Below are 18,400 nucleotides of genomic sequence, written 5' to 3' on the forward strand. Positions count from 1 at the left end.
GCACCCTGCGGCCGCGCCCGAAATGTGGATCTCGTTACTGCAATTTGAATCGTTCCTTACCAGAAACTTAGCCTAAGCGCAGCCCGAACTTCACGATGCAGTAAATGGCCCGCACGCCGTCGCGCCAACCAATTTTCTTGCCTTCTTCGTAGGTCCGTCCGTAGTAACTGATGCCAACCTCGTAAATCCGGACATCCTTAATGCGGCTGATCTTTGCCGTCACTTCGGGCTCGAAGCCGAATCGTTTTTCGGTCAGGTTCAGCCCCTGAATCAAGTCGGTACGGAACAGCTTATAGCAGGTTTCCATATCCGTCAGGTTCAGGTTAGTGAACATATTGGAGAGCATCGTCAGGAACTTATTCCCGAGCGTATGCCAGAAAAACAGGATACGGTGCGGCTTACTGCCCTGAAACCTGCTGCCGTAAACCACGTCCGCAAAGCCCGACAGAACGGGCTTCAGCAGGTCATTATATTCTTCGGGGTCATATTCCAGATCGGCATCCTGAATGATGAGGTATTCTCCGGTTGCTTTACTGATACCGGTGTGCAAAGCGGCTCCTTTGCCCTGATTCACCGGGTGGGCATGATACTGGATGTTCAGCTCGGGGTTCGACTGACGGTAGCGTTGAATGGCGCCTTCGGTGTCATCCGAAGAGCAGTCGTTTACGATGATAAGCTCCTTCGAAATATCCCCCGTCAGTTGTACGTCGCGTACCTTATCGAGAATGAGGTGAATCGTACGCTCTTCGTTATAAGCGGGAATGATGATGGAGAGCTTGGAAATTATTGGCATCAAAAGGTCTTCTAAAAGGATCGTTTGCCGGATTTGGCACGTTTTCAGGGGGTAAAATTAACCCTCAGGTAGCACTCTGTCCCCGTCAAATTAAAATATCCCGTAAATGGTCGTTCCTCTTTCACTTCTCCTTGGTTTGATCTTACTTTTTCTTGGCCTCCTTCATATTTACTGGGCTGCCGGCGGTACGTGGGCCCTGGCCAGCGCGATGCCCCCGGAGATGCGCGAGAAAGTCGCTCAACCCGAGCAACAGACCGGTTTCCGGGTACTTACGGTACTTGTTGCCCTTGGTCTTATTTTCTCTGGTGCAGTCGCACTATCCTACCTCACCGGCGGGATTCCCGATGGTATTCTCCCCTACCGACGTTGGTTCGCGATGGCACTTGCGGGCTTGTTTCTGGTGCGCGCCATCGGAGATTTCAATCAGGTCGGGCTATTCAGCCGGCAACACGGCGATTTGTTCTTTGTCCGTGACCGTACAGTTTACAGCCCGCTCTGCCTCCTTGTCGCAGGGCTCTGGGGAGGATTGATCCTGCTGGCGTAGACCGTGTTATTTTGCCGATAGGATAAGTAGGCGGGGCCGCAGGTGCAAAGAACGGACCAATGCGCAAGGTCAGCTTCTGCTCCTACCCTTCTGCTTCTTCCTCCACTACTGCTTCGGCCAGGGTGGGTGCGCGCCACTTCTCGTAGCCCACCGGAGCTTCGTTCACTTTGCGCATCGCAACCGATGTCCGCTTCTTATCTACCACCATTGCCAGGGTCATGATCAGGCTAGTCCCGATAATGATAAAGAGCAGAATACCCGGCTCAAAACCTTCCACCTGTACCTCGGCGGGGATGGCATAGAACAGAAGAATGGTAATCAGGCCCCGTGGCGCCACAAAGAGCTGCGGCAAGATGTCGGCACCGATAAAGATGCGCAGAATCACAAACCGGATCACGTAAATGCTCAGTATGATCAGCAAACTAACCATGGCTACATTCCAGCTGGCCAGCGAAGAAAGGACAATAGTAATACCGAAAATAACGAAGAAGAAAGTACGAACCACGAACGCAGTCTCGATCGTAACCACGTGGAGACCTTCGTAGATATGCAGTGCCTGTTTGTAGTTCAGTAACTTCTTGAGCGGCCCCTGAAAGAAGAGGCGCATATTCGCGATCATCAGGCCAAAAACAAGAATGATGATAAGGGAAGAGAGGTGGAACTTCTTACCGATTCCGTAGAGCAGGAGTAGAACCGCGATGAGCAAAAACAGCTTCACGTGACTCTTGATCCGTTGAAAAATGAGGACAATGCCGTAACTCGCAATCAGTGATACCACGATGGTAATGAGCACTTTGATACCATAGGCCAGAGCACCGCTCGAGTGTTCTGCGGTGTCCGCGAGTTCGCCGTCCAGGCTCAACTCCCCGGTTCCTCCGTGCAGCTGGCTCGTAAGGAAGTAAAACAGCATGATGCCCAGGATGTCGGAGAAAGTACTCTCGTAGATGTGAAACTCCTTCTTTTCGCCCTTCAGTCCGGTTACGCTGGGAATGATGATTGCACTGGAAAGAATCGACAGCGGCGTTGCGTACAACCACGCTGTGGTTGAATCCATACCAGCTACGAAGTACTCGAGAATCCAGGCGGCCGCCCAGGTCGAAAACACTAGACCCAGCAACGCAATCAACATCGCTTTGCCAATGGCCAGATATTTGTCTTTTTCCAGCTTTAATTCAAGCGCAGCTTCGAGGACAATCATAATCAGGCCAACGACCCCCAGCACTTCCAAAACCGGCAAAAAGTCTACGTTGTCCATGATTCCCAGCGCATCCATACCGAATTTGATCAGGATACCGAGGATGATGAGCATCAGCACCGACGGCACGTTGGTCCGTTTGGCCACTTCTCCGAAGATGAAGGAGAGGATTATTATTACCGATGCTGATATCAGCAAAGTGTATGTGTCTAAATGTTCCATTCGTTAAAACTGAAAAATTATAAATTTTGTACCGGCCTTTCCGGCAATACGCTGGCAGGAAGGTCTGCAAACACTAATTCAGGCGCTAAATCCTTGCCTCTGCTGATGGTTAACGTTTCGACAGTGTGGCCGGGTAACCCCACTCTTCCATCAGTTCCAGCAACTCGCGCAGGTGCTGCTCTTCCCGCACCGAAACCCGGGCGTTGATCTTATCTTTTCGGCCTTCGGCGAAGGCCAGTTCTGGTTTGAACGTCCGGTCCAGATACGGTGTACTGAGGAATTTATCCGCCAGCCAGCCAAGGTTGTCTTTACTCTGTTGCTCCTCTTCCACCCGTACGTTGAGCTGGTAGTATCCGCCAATCTCCTGTCCGGTAGAGAGCGAGTAGCCGTCGGTTAGCAGATTGCTATAGTTGACAAAATGGAGACTATCCCCCGTTTGCAGGTACAAACCGACGCGACCAATGCGGGAAATCACCCCGGTCGCCTGAGAAGTTTTCATCCGTTTCCCTTCTCCAACCAAAGAACTGGCAAGGATGATCCGTCCGCACATATAATCACGAATGCGGCTGAACGCACCGACGGTAAGCAGCAGCAACAAAATACCGTGCATTACCGGGTTGATGAAAAAGAATACCATGGTCAGGACCAGAATAGTGAAGGGCTCGAACAACAGCAAAAAGGTCGATATTCCTTTCACGATTGGTTGCTGAAACCTGCCGAAAAGCACACCGTTTCGCAGTCGGCGGCGGAGCAGCAGCAACAACCAGTACACTCCCCACAGCAGCAGAGCTGCCATTATGAAGTTGGTCCAGGTGAAGTAAGGTTGCATTAGTGCTTCCATACGTTTTGTATTTACAAACCCTCCTTTAGGAGCGCTTTATAGTTTTTAGAGCTCATTGTTCAGGTAACCGTTGTTCTCGAGCGCACGCCCTACGTCGGTCACGACACTCTCCCTTATGGAAAGCCAGCCATCGCTGGAGCGGGTCAGGAGGCCTACCCTCAACAGTCGCTGCAGTACGCTGCGGTAGCGCCGGTCGAAGGCCTGGCCAAACAGCTTTCGCAAGTGATATTCATTCGATCTCCGTTCCAGAAAGAGCGTGGTAAGCAGCAAGCCGGTGTCGGTATTGACAAAAGCAGGAAGCCGGTACCGGCGGGCCTGACTCGGTGTTACGCTCTCTTCGTCACAGTATTCCATCATGTACGCCCACCGGTTGAGGGTATCACCCACATTACCGTTGCTGGCCCGGTGCAATCGTTTAACCAGGTGGTTAAAGGCCGTTTCGCTCAACGGCTCACCTTCACTGTCTACAAGCTTTTTATGGGTAGCCCCGTGGCGGATACGAATTGCCCGACGGGTATCTTCAACCGAAAAATTATCGAGATTGACTTCCGCCTGAAAAATCCGGTCAAGATCCCGAAAGCGGTTGAGGTGACTGTAAACGGCATTCGTCGTGGAAACGAGGTAAAAAATTCGGGCCGAGTAGCTGTCGATGTGCGCGGAAAGCGCCGCTACGTTTTCCGCCAGCGATGTATCCTTGTCCCACCAGAGCTCCAGATCGTCAATCCAGATCATCGGGCGGGTCTGGATGGTGTGTTTCTGCACAAAAGACAGCGCTTCGCCGAGGTTTCCGGTTGTTTGCATCCGGCGGCCCTCTACGGAAATAACCCCGTTGGAAACCAAACGAATGACGTTGTTCGGGAAAATCCGGTTAGAGATCATCTCTCCGAATAAAGAACGTCCCGAAAGTCGCCGACCGGTCAGCATAACGGCTCCCCGATAGCCTTTACGCCAGTTTTCTACCAGCCGTTTCAGTTGCGCTGTTTCGGCCTCCCGCCCTACGAGGAAGGATTCGCCGATGTAGCCCTTCGTCATCACGATATTCGTGTAGCCATCGTTGCCGCTGGCAACCTGCCGCTGATTGATGACCCGGACTACTTTCTCCGAGACACTCATCTTGTCTTCACGCGCGGCATCGCCGCGCCAGCGTTCGAAACCCCGGAAGGTAGCTCCCAGCCATTCTTTCACCGGTGCAAGCCACCTGCCCTGCCTCCGGGTAAATTCGTTGAGCCCTGTTTGTAACGGCACTGGTAAAAAGCCGGGAACCGGCCGGTAAACACTGGTTAGTTTAAGGTCGGCATCGATCAGCCCCACCAGATTTTCCCGGATGGGCTCGTAGGTGGTCATGGTATTTTCTGCTCTTTCCAGAAAGTCGAGAAACGGCTGACTGAGGTCTTCCACCTCGTAGTCGATGTCCTGCCCCGCTTTGATCTCGTTCGAGATCAGTAATGAGCGGTTGCGGACGTTGTTGACAGCTACGTCCAGTCCGCCGACGAGTTGCTGACTGAGTTCCCACAGCTCGTAGAGTTGCGGAAGCACTTCTGCCGAAATCCACTGGTCAGAAGACCTGCGGAAATTGATGTCTTTGAATTGCATCAGGCCGTGATCGGCTCCAACCGTCACCCTGATGTTTTCGACGAGCTTCCCGATACGGGCGTTCAACTCGTTGGTGTAATCGTGAATTTGTTGTGGGGGCTTAGCCTCCACGATGTATTCGTCCAGCCGTGAGACGATCTGGCTTGGACTCACATTGCCTTCATCTTCGCTTTTCATGATGAAGTCCGAGATGGTAGTCGCCTTCTTACGGGCTTCGGCAATCGCGGAGGTGGAAGCGGCAATGCTTTCGTGCAAAAGGCTACGAATATCAGCGAAAAGACTAACCTGTTTGTTCAGAGTAGTAAACTCTTCGGCGAGCCCTCCTGCCTGTTCGGCGAGTTCCAGAATCTGGAGGCGGTAGGCGGGCCAGGGGTTATGCTGCAGTTTCCAGCCTGCCATGGTCTTCCGACGAAACTTCTCGTTGCTTTCCAGTCGCTTACGGGTCTGGGCAACTTCAGCTTCCCACTCTTCGAGAGCAGTAGCGAGCGTCTGACGGGAGCGCTGATGTAAGTCTTCAACGAGCTCTGCCCTTGCTGCTCCGTCGGTCACCATAAGGTCGGCCGTTTGTAGTTGCAGTTGCACGTTGCGGTACAGCACCAGAAAATGCTTGGCCCGCTCTGCCCAAACAAAATGGGTCAGCCGGCACTCTATATCATCGTAATTTTCGGCGTCACCTACCGGGCAGGTGTCTCCGTGCTGGATGATCGCGTCGGCCAATTCTTTGGCACGGGCTGCAAGGTGATTGATGTCTTCTGAGAAAGAATCAGCAGAAGTCCCTACTTGGCTCACGGCTTGCCGCAACGCCTCGGTAGTTTCGTTGTCTTGTCGAGTGATTTCTGAATGAACTGGCATGGCTGGTAATGTACGAAACTTACGGGCTTTAGGAGGTCTTTACGGGCGCTGCCGCGGGATGCAATACATAGATTTCAGGGGCAATGTTCGCCAGTCACCCGTTTTTCACCTTACATCTCGTTTTCAGGCAATATTTCACGTAAAACCGAATTCCCCGTTTTTGCCAAAATCAAGGGTTCAACCGGCCGCCCAAACGAAGCAAATCCCTCTTTTTCCATTACCTCACCAGCCCGATCAGAGAACGGTAATCATCAAAACGGGCGTCTTCCGACCCTGGCTCCAAAAGGGAGTCATGGTCGAGATCGAGGTACAGGTCTTCCAGCTCTCCGAGGGTCTCCTGACAGCGAACCTCCACCAAACCATCGTGGAACTGTTCCCAACGCCAATTGTAAGTAGCGCGGACTTTCTTCAGGGTCTCCCGCTGAACCACCACAGCATCGTCTGGTCCGCTCACGGTCTCAATATTGGCGAAGGCCAGCTCATTGCGGGCAATCATGAGCGCATCGCGGATGACGAAGTATGCAGTATGAACCGTGTCCGCTGGCCGTTCTTTGTCCTGAATGGCAAATGCTGCGTACAGGCAAAGCTGTACGTCCTTGGCGTTTCGCAATAGATTTCTGAAGGTGGTTTTACCCCTCCATTTCAGGTCAACGATGGCCACTTCCGCACGGCCGTTACGTTCGCGTTCCAGCACCAGGTCGGCCCGGCCTTTTACCGGTTGCCCGCCCATGGGTTCCAACTCACCTTCCAGTACTTCCTCAGATCCACGGATGCTCCAGCCGTTTTCCTGCAGGTAATGCACCAATGACCAGGCGGCGTAGTGCATCGTTCGCACAAATTGGACCCGCTCGGGCTCCTGGCCGTATTCCAGCAGTACCGCGCCTTCGTTTTCCAGTAATTTACGCCAGTTGCCGTTGATCCACTCAGCAACCATTTCCCGGGTATACGCTTTACCATCCGCCTTGATCTGATTGAGCAAACGCTCGATGAAAAGGTGGCCGAGGTTACCACGCAAGCGGTTTTCTCCCGCAATACTCAGGATCGGGGTTCCTTTAAGTTTCAACTGGTGCCGGAATACCCATTTGTACGGGTAGTACAACAGATCTTCCAGTGCAGTAGGGGTTTCGGGGTCACGTTCTTTAATGGCTCCGGGACGATCAATTTTAAGCTGCGGAACGGGGCCCGCGAGGGGCTTGACCGGTACCGGAACAAAGCGGGGAGCCTCCTTGCCTGCAAGTACCGCAGGTGCTTCACCGGCAGCGTCGATGTTTACCGTTATGGCGTCCAGAGCGCCGTCGGGGAAGGCTGCTTCCAGATCACCGAGTAAAGGATGAGCCTCAACGATGCTTCCGTTCAGCAGTTCGGGGAGACACAGTATCAGTTGATTCCGTACATGCAGGACCGGGCGCAGTTGTGTCCAGGCCGATAACTCATTTTGCTCTTCAGGACCGTTTGTTTGCACCCCGCGTTCGCGCAAAAATTGTAGTTCTTCGGGATAGTAGCGGCTGAAAAAGTAATCAGGCTCATGCTCGATAAAATCCCACCAGATCAACTGCTTCAGTTCGGGGCCATCTGGTCTTTTCAGCGCGGACGCGGGTGCAAAGATTGTTTCCAAAGCGCCCTTCTCCCGGTGTTGAAACTGGGTTGGCGCCGGCTCATAAACCGTACGAACAAGTCTTTCAACTTCCAGGTACGAAAGTTCGGTTTCAGGCTGAGCGTCCAACAGTTCCATCGCGCGCAGCGCCTGTGCGGCCAGCACGAGCAAACCGTTGTTTTCAGTATTCTTCTTTTTCAGCTCCGCAAATTCCTCCAGCGCCCATTCGCGGAGGCTGTTGAACAGGTCGCGCAGATCAAACTTCGGCACCTTAGCGTCCCGGTCGTAAGTACGTCGCCGAAACCAGGTTTCGTACTGCTTCCGGGTAGCTTCCAGCCTTGATTGGGGCCAGTTGCGGTCTTCCTCCATTTCGCGAAAGAAACCCTCCAGCATCGCAAACCAACGGGGACCAAACATCCCCGGCGTATCGGCCAAAAAGACTGCGATGCGGTTGGCCAGGCGCCAGTTTAATGGCTTCGTTACGAGGCTGACGAACTCCATTACGCGGTCAATTTCCATCGGTTTCCAGAGGAAAGTAGTCACCAGCTTCAGCACTTGTAAACTTGGCCGGGCCAGACTTGTAGATGGCACACCGATACTCGGCAACCCTTCCGCCAGCAGGGCATTGTCGAGGGTCTGGTTTCGCAGAGGAAGCAAAACGCCGGGTTGCCAGTCGGGGTTTTTCTTTAACAGCCGCGCAAGGTATGCGGCAATGTGGGTTTCGCGCCGGGCCTTGAGGATCACCAGACTGCCATCTCCTTTGAGAAACGCTTTTCTCCTACTTTCTGCCGAAGGAGAAATTAGTGCGTTATTCAATATCGTTTGCCATCGGCCAAGGTCGTTATCCGTTACCGGTACCGAAGGATCGGGTAAGGGCTTAATAGTGTCTCCCATATTTCCCAGCACATCCAGCAAGCGACGGGTACCTGGCCCGAAAAGGTGCCGGGGTTCGTTCAGCCAGATCGTGAGGCGGGGATGACGGTTTTCGGGTAAAACACTTAGCAATACACGCAGGCGATCGGCCAATCCGGGCAACAGATTTAATTCGTAGCGATCGTCGTGCAGCAGCGCCTCCAGCTCGTGCAGTACCCGGATGCGCTCAGGCGTTTCTTCACCGGCCTCCTGATGAACCGGATAGCCCGCGTCGATCAGTTCATCGCGCCGTCCGAGCAATTCTTCAGCGGTAGCAGTTTGGTCGGCCTCGAAGGAAGCCTGGTAAAAAGGTGCAAACCCTGCCTCTGCTTCGTTCATCGCCAGGTGAGCACTCAACAGTTGCCGGTACTGCTCATTGCGCAGCGCCTCCCGGTTGATGGACGGAGCCCCCAAAGCATAGAACCCCTCCAGGTACCGTAGCAGCCCGGAAGGGTTCATATACGCCTCGTCCGCAACGTTGACTGGTGCGGCGGGCAGGGTTAGTGCGTCAGAGAGTGTTTGGCCGAGGAGGATGGTCATTCAGGTCAGAGGGCTTAGTTAGCCGCTAAGGTAAGTAAAGCGAGAAGGGAAATAAAGGCAAACATGCGTAAGCCTTGATTTCGGCAGAAACTATCCTTATACCTAAGTCATAGTGATTTGGGATGACTCACATTCCTCCGGCTCTTTTATTTCAAAAACTCCGGCTTAAGCCATTCCTTGAATACTTTCATCACCTTTTCCACCTTCGGCCGGCTTACGTTCTGAACGTAGCCCTGATTAGGGTTGGAAGTGTCTTCGTAGTAATCCTGGTGATAAGCTTCGGCGATGTAGAATTCGCCCGGTTCTTCGATAGTCGTCACAATGCCGTCGCTGAAGGTGGATTTGTTGAGTTCTGCAATCTTTGCTTCCGCCTGTTTGCGCTGTTCTTCGTTGATGGGAAAAATTGCGCTGCGGTACTGCGTACCGCGGTCTGGTCCCTGGCGGTTAAGCGTTGTGGGGTCGTGAGCTACAAAAAAGATATCGAGCAGGTCTTCGTAGGTCCGGACTTCAGGATCGTAGTAGACTACAATGGCCTCGGCGTGGCTCGTTGTTCCTGAGGCAACTTCCTTATAGGTTGGGTTCACTTCTGCACCTCCTGCGTAGCCAGACCACACCTCTTCAACCCCGGCGATCCGGTAGAAAGAAGCTTCTGTACACCAAAAGCAACCACCCGCAAAGTAAGCTTTCTCAAAGCCTTCGTAGCCGGAGTCCAGTTCTTCGATGGTTACGCCGGCAATCGGCTCGGGATTGCCTTTAGTCATGGCCTTCATGGGTGCGCTTTCGGCAGTGGCCGAAGCGGCAGAATTGGTCTTCTGGCTGTCGCAGGACGCGGATACGAACAGCAGGGAAAGAAGCAAGGCAAAGGAAAAGATTGAGTATTTCATCGAAAGGGAAGACGTTTGGTTTCGTTGCTTATAACGCAAAAAGTACGTTCTTGTTAAGTCTTTTGGCGACGAAGTCGGAGGATTGCCTCCCGTGCCTCGACTGCCCGCGTTTGAAACCCGAATGGTCACCAACCAAAAAGTGTTCATAGCGGGCAAGTGCAAAAGAAGACAAGCTAAAGGAAACTGCCAGAAAATGCGAAAAAACACTTGTTCCGGTGATGAGCATCATGGTAACCTACCGGGAGGCTCACCTATTTTTGTCGCAATCAAAATCAGGTAGTCATGGAAATGGGAATAGTAACGAAAATCGTGATGATAATCATCGTTCTTCACTTCGTAGTGGGGTTTGGGTTCCTGATTTACAAGCTGTCGCCCAGAAAGAAGAAGGACCAGTAACGGCAAACACCAAAAGGAGCAGAGCACCTGAATAAAGAACAGGCCCAGGCGGACTACAACAAACGGAATAACCGGTGTTTAGAAACTTTTCCGAATCCCTAACTGTAAACCCGCTGACCAATAGGTTTCCTTCAACGGAGCCTCTTTTGTAGTGTACGAACCGGGGTACGCCTTGAAGAAAGGCTCCACGATCAGAACAAACGGCTGCTTCTTACCAATAATGTAATTGGTGGATAGAGAGGTCATAAAGCCAAGTCCTACATTCTTACGGTACTCCCCTTCCGTAGCCAGATCACGTGGCTCTACGGCATCAATGCCAAGGAAACGTCCCTGGACACTTGTGGTCAGGTTAACCAACGCGCCGGCGTTGAGGGTAACATTGAGCCGGCGACCCGGAATTTGGAAACCAAGCAATACGGGGACTTCCAGCTGACGGATTTGATTGTTGGAGCGCAGAAGCGTTGGGGTACCGTTTACCAGCCGTTCGTAATCGAACGTGTTCCGGATCTCGGAATACGTAATACCGCTGCGCAGCACCAGTCTTTCGTTCAGCTTGTATGCTCCCCGCAGCGAGACCTGGTAGCTCAGCCCCGGATTCTCCCGGACTTCGCGGATGTTGCGCAGCGCGCGTTCATCTTCGGTCTCCGCCGAAAACTGTTGGTTGGCGTAGAATGCACCGAACAGCAGTTCGGCCTGCAGTCGGTGACGGGTAGCTGCCCGGAAACTATTGGTGGCGGGGGCCTTAGGACGGTAATTTTTCTTAACCTCCAACTCAGCGGTGGGGGCAATCAGCGACGGGATAGCACGGTTTGTTTCAATGGCAGGTACGGCCGCCAACACAGGACGTGTGAAGTCGGAAGGCTGAGGGGTGTTCGTTGCCTTGTCAGAACGTTCGTTACCGGCACCAGTCGAGAAAGAGGCCTCAATGCCTGTCGCAGCAGATTGGCCAGGTACTTTTGTATTATCGTCGGTGGCGGGAGGAACTGTTTCGGCAGAAAACGAGGATTGCTGAGGAGCAATCGCTTCGGTGCTCACCGGGGCAGCAGAAGGAGTTTCCGTTAGGCCGGAGCCCGCTGCGGTACCGGAGAAGGCGTTGTCGGGCGTTGCTTCGTCAACCGATTTTGCACCTGCTGCCGAGCCCGTATGCTTATCGGCAGACGTTGGTTCAGCGGCAGCAACGATGACCTTTTCGGATTTTGCCGGGGCGAGGCCCGGATCTCCTGTGTTTCCAGACACGAACCACCAGCCCAGGCTGAGCAATAGTAAAATGGCTGCAACGGCAGTAAAAATGCGGCGGGGCGTGAAGTAAGGAGCCGCGGTACGGGCTTTCCAGATTCGGTCCCACATTCCGGCAGGCACGTCGGCCGTCCGGTCCTTTAAGCCGTCGGCAAAAACCTGGTCAAGGCTGGCGGCAGCGGGTACTCCGCTGGCAGCAATCCGGCTCCACATATCGGAGGGTACATCTCCTGCGCGATCTTTCAGTGCGTCGGAAAAATATTGATCGACGCCTTCGCCCTGGGGCGTGAAGGGGGCTTTGCCCGCGCTTACGCGCGACCACATATCTGCGGGAACTTCCCCTTTACGACCGCCGAGGCCGTCGCGAAACATGTCGTCGATCGGGTTCATATTGCGATGCGTTGACGGATTTCAATCTGGCGCTGTAATACTTTGCGCGCCTTGAGTAACTGGGAGCGCGAGCTCGCTTCCTGGATGCCGAGTTGCTCGGCAATTTCTTTGTGGCTGTACCCCTCGATGGCGTAGAGGTTGAAAACAATGCGGTAGCCATCCGGCAGAGCCTGTACCATTGCCAGCAGTTCTTTCTCTCCCAACTCGGCGTAGGCAGCAGGTGCCCCACCCTTCTCGGGGATATTTTCGAGCCCGGACTGCTCCAGCTGAAAGCGTTTGCGCTGGTAAGTTTTCAGCGCAACGTTAACGGTAAGGCGCCTGGCCCAACCGGCAAACGACCCCTGAAAACCATACTTAGGCAGTTTTTCGAACAAGCGTATGAAAGCATCCTGAAGAGCGTCTTCAGCTTCCGCCTGCGTGCGGCAATAACGCTGACACACGCCCATCAACATGGGAGCATAGCGCTCAAAGAGGGCGCGGCTGGCAGCCTCTTCACCCCGCAGGGCGCCTTCAATCAGGTCCTTCTCTTTCATGCTTAGCATCAGGTGGTATTACCGGTTTGTAGAGGGTAGATACCAGTAGTTTGGGATTCGTTGCCTGCGAAGATACAAATTGCGCAGGTGAGCCGAAATTACCCACGGCCTGCGAACGGAAGCCAACGGATAATATCCGGAGGCCACGCCCTGGCCACACCCCTGCCTGCCGGTTATGTATGGAAGAGCATCCCCAGTAGCGGAGAGGGCTTTAAGTGGTAGGTAAAGTCGATAGCCGAGAGGGGATTTTGGGCATCGGGATAATCGCCGATGATCTGGGGCTGAGTGAGGCCGCTTTCGTAGTGGGTAAGACCGTGCGGGCCGAAAACGTCAATTGTAGTCAGGATGGCGAGGGGGCCATAGGCGTCTGTTCCAAGCGCAGGAATCAACTGCCGGAAGGTGGGAAAGTCAAGCGTTCCGGCCTTAGGGGCATATGCTTTCAGGCTTTCCCGGTCGAGGGTAAATATGCTGCCGAGGCTGCGGTTCACCAACTGGGCCGGATCATCATTCAGGACCCCGAGATGGAGAGTCACCCGCTCCGGAATCATGATGGCGTCTTCTGGCAGCTGCGCCATCAGGTTCAACACGATGGGCACCTGCATTTCATCGATGAGGCAGTACTGCATCGTTTCAGAAAGCATCACATCGACCGGGAGTTTACCTGCAATCACGTGGGTAGCGGCATCCGTTTGAATGTACTCTTCCACGTAGGCCTCCAATCCGAGGTTACGGATGGTTCTTTGCACACCGTTATAGCTTCTGTCGTTGATCTCGATCAGCGTCAGGCGGAGTTCATCGGGGCTGAAACGACTCGTAAGCGGAAGGGCCAGTGTCGCCCACGGCCCGGTACCGGCGTAAAGAATATGGACGGGGCCCGCACGACGCTCAGCTTTTGCTCTGACCGCATGAAAAAGCCCGGTCACGAAGCGCTTGGTTCGCAGAAGGTCATCGATGCACAATGCCGCCCAGGTAGTACCAATAGCGACGCCGGCTCCGGTGTGTAAACACCCCAACTCCGCTTCTCCGCCCAGGTCGATGCCGGATACGGAGAGCAAAATATCCTGATAGAGGTCAAGGGTTTCGGAGAGGAGCTCTTCTTCCGTGCCACCGTCCAGCAGCACGTCAAGGATGTGCGCCAGGTCTTTGGAGTGGGGCATTAATTTATTTTCTAAGTGGTAACAATCTACGCGTACATCACAAGGTGCAATCGTGCATATCATAATGCATGAGGGACAACGACAAATTGTGCTGTTTTGGTGAAGGTAGGTCAGGGAAGAGTGAAGTGGTTAGCTATTTTCACTTCCCACTTCCATTTTTTGCGGGGCCGCCGGTGCAGGGTCTGTTTTTTGGGGAGCAGCCCCGCTGCTGAGCGTTACGGACCGAACGATTAATTTTTCCGGCAAATCAATCCGTCCGGCGTTGTTTCTGAAGCGAGGAAGCCCTATCTTTGCATCTGCAATCATTGCATTGACAACTAAATTTAGAACAATGACTTCCGCCGCCCCGGCCAGTGCGCCATTTACCACTACAGATTCCTTCCCGCTTCTTGGCACCGACTACGTAGAGCTCTACGTGGGCAACTCCCGTCAGGCAGCTCACTTCTACCAGTCTTGCATGGGCTTTCAGCCGTTGGCTTACGCCGGTCTGAGTACCGGCCTCAAAGACCGTGAGAGCTACGTTGTGGTTCAGGATAAAATCCGCCTGGTACTCACCAGCCCACTGACCAACGGCACTGAGATTGGCCGTTTGCACGATCTGCACGGCGACACCGTCCGCTGCGTTGCCCTTTGGGTAGAAGATGCTGCGGTTGCCTACGAGACGGCCCTTAGCCGGGGAGCCGAGAGTGTCTCTCCTCCCACTGTTTCTGAAGACGAGCACGGCACCTGCATTCGTGCCCAAATCCAAACCTTCGGTAATACCATTCACGAATTCGTGGAGCGCAAAAACTACAACGGAGCCTTCCTGCCCGGTTTCGAGGCATGGAACCCCGAATACCGCCCCGAGGAAATCGGGCTGAAGTTCATCGACCACATGGTAAGTAACGTTGCCCTGGGTGAAATGAACAAGTGGGTAAACTGGTACGCCGATGTGATGGACTTCAAGCAGCTCATCAGTTTCGACGACAAAGACATCTCTACCAAGTACACCGCTCTGATGAGTAAGGTGATGAGCAACGGCAACGGCCGCGTCAAATTCCCCATCAACGAGCCTGCTCCCGGCCTGAAGAAAAGCCAGATCGAGGAATACCTCGACTTCCACAAAGGCCCCGGCATTCAGCACATCGCCGTTGCTACCGACGATGTGATCGGCACCGTCCGCGCGCTGCGCGCCCGCGGCATGGAGTTCCTCCGCGTTCCGGACAGCTACTACGACACCCTGCTCGAACGTGTAGGCGACATCGACGAAGACATCAGCCCGCTGCGCGAGCTCGGAATTCTCGTTGACCGTGACGATGAGGGATATCTTCTCCAGATTTTCACCAAGCCCGTTCAGCCCCGTCCGACTGTTTTCTTCGAAATCATTCAGCGCAAAGGAGCTACCAGTTTCGGCAAGGGTAACTTCAAAGCACTCTTCGAAGCCATCGAGCGGGAACAGGAACTCCGTGGAACGCTGTAGGTCTTCTTGCGTCTGATCTTTTAAATTCAACCTATCGGGTTGATCTGCCGCCCGCCAGAGCACTTGCTCTGGCGGGCGTTTTTTTGTGGAGAGACAACAACGAACGCCCGGTTAATTCAGCCCCTTAAATTTTAATTCAATCCACCACAAAATACACAACTTACCTTTTGCACCAAGGCGCACCCTCAAGCGAAAATTCGCACAAACAGGCACGCACACAAACAAAAAAATATATAAAATTTGATATATTGAGTAACAGTAAGGTATCTTTCGGGTAACAAGCCACAATCGGAGTCGAGTTTCACATCCGGATTTCCGTCCAATTATAAACTTTTCCTGTTACAAGTATCAAAAGCAACGGAGGCCCCTTCCTTCTCTGATTTTTCTGAATAAGATTTAAATACCATTTCTTCCCGGAAGTCATGGCAGCTGTCTGGAGTTCTCTCCACGAACAGTCATAAGTTCTATTGTCTTCGCTGATCCGGGCAGCAGTAATCAACTAACTTAGTATATGAAATCATTCAATTTTCTATTCTTCTTTTCCTTATTGGTGCTTCCCGCCTTGCTGGGAGCCCAAACTATTTCGGGGATGGTCACCGACGGCGATGAGCCGGTAATTGGCGCCACGATTTCCGCTGGTTCTACGGGAACCGTAACCGATGTCGACGGCAAGTACTCTCTTGCCCTCAAGACGGCAGGTACGTACACCATCACGATCAGCTACATCGGCTACGACTCCGAAACCCGTGAAGTCACCCTCGCTGCCGGCGAAAACGCGACCCTGAACGTTAATCTGGAGAGCGGAGCGACCAACCTTGAAGAGCTCGTCATCGTAGGTTCCCGTACTGCGCCCCGTTCAAATACGACTTCACCCCTACCCGTCGATGTTTTCCGCGCCAAGGATCTTATTTCAACCGGGCAGGCCACTTTCGATAAGGCTCTGCAGTACCGTGTACCTTCCTTCAATACGGTACAGACACCGGTAAACGATGCGACCTCGCTCCTCGACCCCTACGAAATCCGGAACATGGGCCCGAGCCGTACGCTCGTCCTCATCAATGGTAAACGTAAAAACCTCAGTGCACTGCTCTACACTCAGACTTCTCCCGGGCGGGGTGAAACCGGTGCCGACATATCCGGCATTCCGGTCGACGCCATCAAGCGCATCGAAATCCTGCGCGACGGAGCATCAGCTCAGTACGGCTCCGACGCCATTGCGGGGGTAATGAACATTATTCTTAAGGATGATGACGACGCAGGCTCTTTCACCCTGCGTACCGGTATCACCAGCGAAGGCGACGGAGAGATGTATGGTATTGCCCTCAACAACGGCTCCAGCCTGGGACGCGACGGATTCATCAACTACACCCTCGACCTCAGCAAAACGAACCTCGCTAACCGCCCGGGTACCGTAGACGCTGCGGGAGAAGCAGGTGACTTCGGCGCAGAACTCTCCGACGTGCAGGAATTTCTCTCCGCCTACCCCGACGCCCGGAACATCAACGGTTCGCCAGAAACAACGGCGTCTAAAATTGCGGTCAACTTCGGCAACAACCTTACCGACAATACCGAAATTTACGGCGACGCTGCTTACATCTACAAGCGGGTCAATTCCTTTGCTAACTACCGTACCCCTTACTGGCGTACCGAAGAGGACTTTCCTTACCTGGCGGATTTCTTCCCCGACGGACCTAACGGTGAATACATCGGCTATGTTCCTACCTTCGAAGGCCTGCTGAACGACTACAACGGTACCCTGGGCTTCAGAACTAAAAAAGACGGCTGGATTGCCGACCTCAGCTTCACCGTTGGAGGCAACCAACAGACCTACAAAGTCAACAACTCGCATAACCGCAACAATACCCTGAACCCCGACGGAACCTTTAAGTACCGTGAGAACAGCCCGATTACCTTTGATCCCGGTGGCACCCGTTTCACCCATACTGTCGGAAACATCGACATTACCCGCCGCCTGTCCGATAAAGTAGGCATTGCGTTTGGTTCCGAGTTCAGAAACGAGAATTTCACCATCATTGAGGGAGAACTCGCCAGCTACGAAGACGGCGGAGCCGACTCTTTCGCTGGCAACGACCCCCGCAACTCCGGTAAGTTCAACCGCTACAACTTTGGTGGCTATGCCGATGCAGCGTTCGACTTTACCGACGACTTTCTCGTAAACGCGACCGTTCGCCTTGAGAACTACTCCGACTTCGGTAATGCTTTTGTGTACAAAGTGAGCTCACGTTATAAATTCAACGACGATAAGATCACACTCCGCGCCTCCTTTTCTACCGGCTTCAAGGCCCCTACCCTGCACCAGATTTTCACCCAGAAGGCTCAGTACAGCTTTGTTCCCGGCCAGGGCATTCAGGTTGGCGGCCTCGTCAACAACGTAAGCCGGGAAGCCCGCCTTCTCGGGCTCCCTTCACTCGACCCCGAGAAATCCACCAACTTCACACTGGGGCTGGGCCTGCGGCCATCCGACGACCTCAGCATCACCATCGACTACTACAACATCAAGGTGGAAGACCGGATCATCCTTTCTACCGAGATTGGAGGTACCGATGGCGGCGGAACGGAACTCGACGGAATCCTGGCCGACAACAACTTGTCTGACCTCAGTTTCTTCGTAAATGGTCTCGACACCCGTACGTCGGGCATCGACTTTGTTGCCAACTACCGTGGCCTGAACATCGGGGAGAATGCACTCAACGTAAACCTCTCCGGCAACTACACGCTCCAGAACGAACGTGATGGTGACGTTAAAAACCCCGATATCGTAGCCAGTGCCGGCCAGTCGGTTGCTAACCAGACGCAGGAAGCACTCTTCTTCACGTCCCGCCCTGAGTTCAAAGTAATCCTTGGCCTCGGAACAGATTTCGGCAAACTCGGAGTTTCATTGAACAACACCGTATTCGGCCCCACTACTTTCTACCAGCAGGGCCTCGACGCCGGCATTTTCACCGAGTTCAGCACTAAGGTCGTTACCGACCTGGCGCTCAATTATGGCATTTCGGAGAAGACAACTCTCTCCTTTAATATCAACAATTTGCTCAACGTACTGCCCGAATGGGAGTTCATGTCTGAAATCGACGGCGACAGCCGCCTCGAAGATAGCGAGTTCCTGATGAATCAGTCTAACCTCATCACGTTCAACCAGCGTTACTCGCAAATGACTTATGATGGTTATCACTTCAGCCAGCTTGGCACTATGTTCAGCGCAGCGCTGAACGTTCGTTTCTAGTACACTTGCTGGCTG

Annotated in this window: 12 protein-coding genes; 3 read left to right on the plus strand and 9 right to left on the minus strand. The window is 53.5% G+C overall.

The window, feature by feature from the left end:
• Positions 1–67: 67 nt before the first annotated feature.
• Positions 68–793 carry a glycosyltransferase family 2 protein gene (locus tag FUA23_RS17075; protein WP_147931981.1) on the minus strand — a complete coding sequence of 242 codons (726 nt, stop codon included), beginning with the start codon at positions 791–793 and terminating at the stop codon, positions 68–70.
• Between the two features lie 106 nt (positions 794–899).
• On the opposite strand from FUA23_RS17075, the gene FUA23_RS17080 reads away from it, so the two are divergent.
• Positions 900–1,337 carry a DUF3995 domain-containing protein gene (locus tag FUA23_RS17080; protein ID WP_147931982.1) on the plus strand — a complete coding sequence of 146 codons (438 nt, stop codon included), beginning with the start codon at positions 900–902 and terminating at the stop codon, positions 1,335–1,337.
• A gap of 82 nt (positions 1,338–1,419) precedes the next feature.
• Here FUA23_RS17080 and FUA23_RS17085 read toward each other — a convergent pair whose 3' ends face one another.
• From FUA23_RS17085 to FUA23_RS17120, 8 genes are all read right to left on the minus strand, one after another.
• Positions 1,420–2,754: a cation:proton antiporter domain-containing protein gene (locus FUA23_RS17085; RefSeq protein ID WP_147931983.1), complete on the minus strand. Its 1,335-nt coding sequence runs from the start codon at positions 2,752–2,754 to the stop codon at positions 1,420–1,422.
• Positions 2,755–2,863: 109 nt separating this feature from the next.
• Complete coding sequence (locus FUA23_RS17090; RefSeq protein WP_147931984.1) at positions 2,864–3,595, minus strand: hypothetical protein; 732 nt, start codon at positions 3,593–3,595, stop codon at positions 2,864–2,866.
• A gap of 45 nt (positions 3,596–3,640) precedes the next feature.
• Positions 3,641–6,040, minus strand: a complete 2,400-nt coding sequence (locus FUA23_RS17095) for an ATP-binding protein (RefSeq protein WP_147931985.1) — start codon at positions 6,038–6,040, stop codon at positions 3,641–3,643.
• A 217-nt stretch (positions 6,041–6,257) separates the two neighbouring features.
• A complete protein-coding gene (locus FUA23_RS17100) occupies positions 6,258–9,086 on the minus strand; it encodes a PD-(D/E)XK nuclease family protein (RefSeq protein WP_147931986.1) in 2,829 nt (942 codons plus the stop codon).
• 146 nt (positions 9,087–9,232) lie between these two features.
• Positions 9,233–9,970 (minus strand): peptide-methionine (S)-S-oxide reductase MsrA, encoded by a 738-nt coding sequence (gene msrA / locus FUA23_RS17105; protein WP_147931987.1) that lies wholly within the window; start codon positions 9,968–9,970, stop codon positions 9,233–9,235.
• Positions 9,971–10,444: 474 nt separating this feature from the next.
• The gene (locus tag FUA23_RS17110; protein WP_147931988.1) at positions 10,445–11,992 is read right to left on the minus strand and encodes a hypothetical protein; all 1,548 of its coding nucleotides are present in this window, start codon (positions 11,990–11,992) and stop codon (positions 10,445–10,447) included.
• On the minus strand, positions 11,989–12,534 hold the full coding sequence (locus tag FUA23_RS17115; RefSeq protein ID WP_246144311.1) for an RNA polymerase sigma factor: 546 nt from the start codon (positions 12,532–12,534) through the stop codon (positions 11,989–11,991). The genes FUA23_RS17110 and FUA23_RS17115 overlap by 4 nt, the downstream gene beginning before the upstream one ends.
• Positions 12,535–12,698: 164 nt before the next feature.
• Positions 12,699–13,682, minus strand: a complete 984-nt coding sequence (locus FUA23_RS17120; RefSeq protein ID WP_147931989.1) for an SAM-dependent methyltransferase — start codon at positions 13,680–13,682, stop codon at positions 12,699–12,701.
• A 331-nt stretch (positions 13,683–14,013) separates the two neighbouring features.
• Between FUA23_RS17120 and hppD the strand changes: the two genes are divergently transcribed.
• Together hppD and FUA23_RS17130 are read left to right on the plus strand one after the other, a co-directional pair.
• Complete coding sequence (gene hppD, locus FUA23_RS17125) at positions 14,014–15,141, plus strand: 4-hydroxyphenylpyruvate dioxygenase (RefSeq protein ID WP_147931990.1); 1,128 nt, start codon at positions 14,014–14,016, stop codon at positions 15,139–15,141.
• Positions 15,142–15,652: 511 nt separating this feature from the next.
• The gene (locus FUA23_RS17130) at positions 15,653–18,385 is read left to right on the plus strand and encodes a TonB-dependent receptor (RefSeq protein ID WP_147931991.1); all 2,733 of its coding nucleotides are present in this window, start codon (positions 15,653–15,655) and stop codon (positions 18,383–18,385) included.
• Positions 18,386–18,400 lie beyond the last annotated feature (15 nt).

The organism is Neolewinella aurantiaca (genome assembly GCF_008014675.1).
Classification (GTDB): domain Bacteria; phylum Bacteroidota; class Bacteroidia; order Chitinophagales; family Saprospiraceae; genus Neolewinella; species Neolewinella aurantiaca.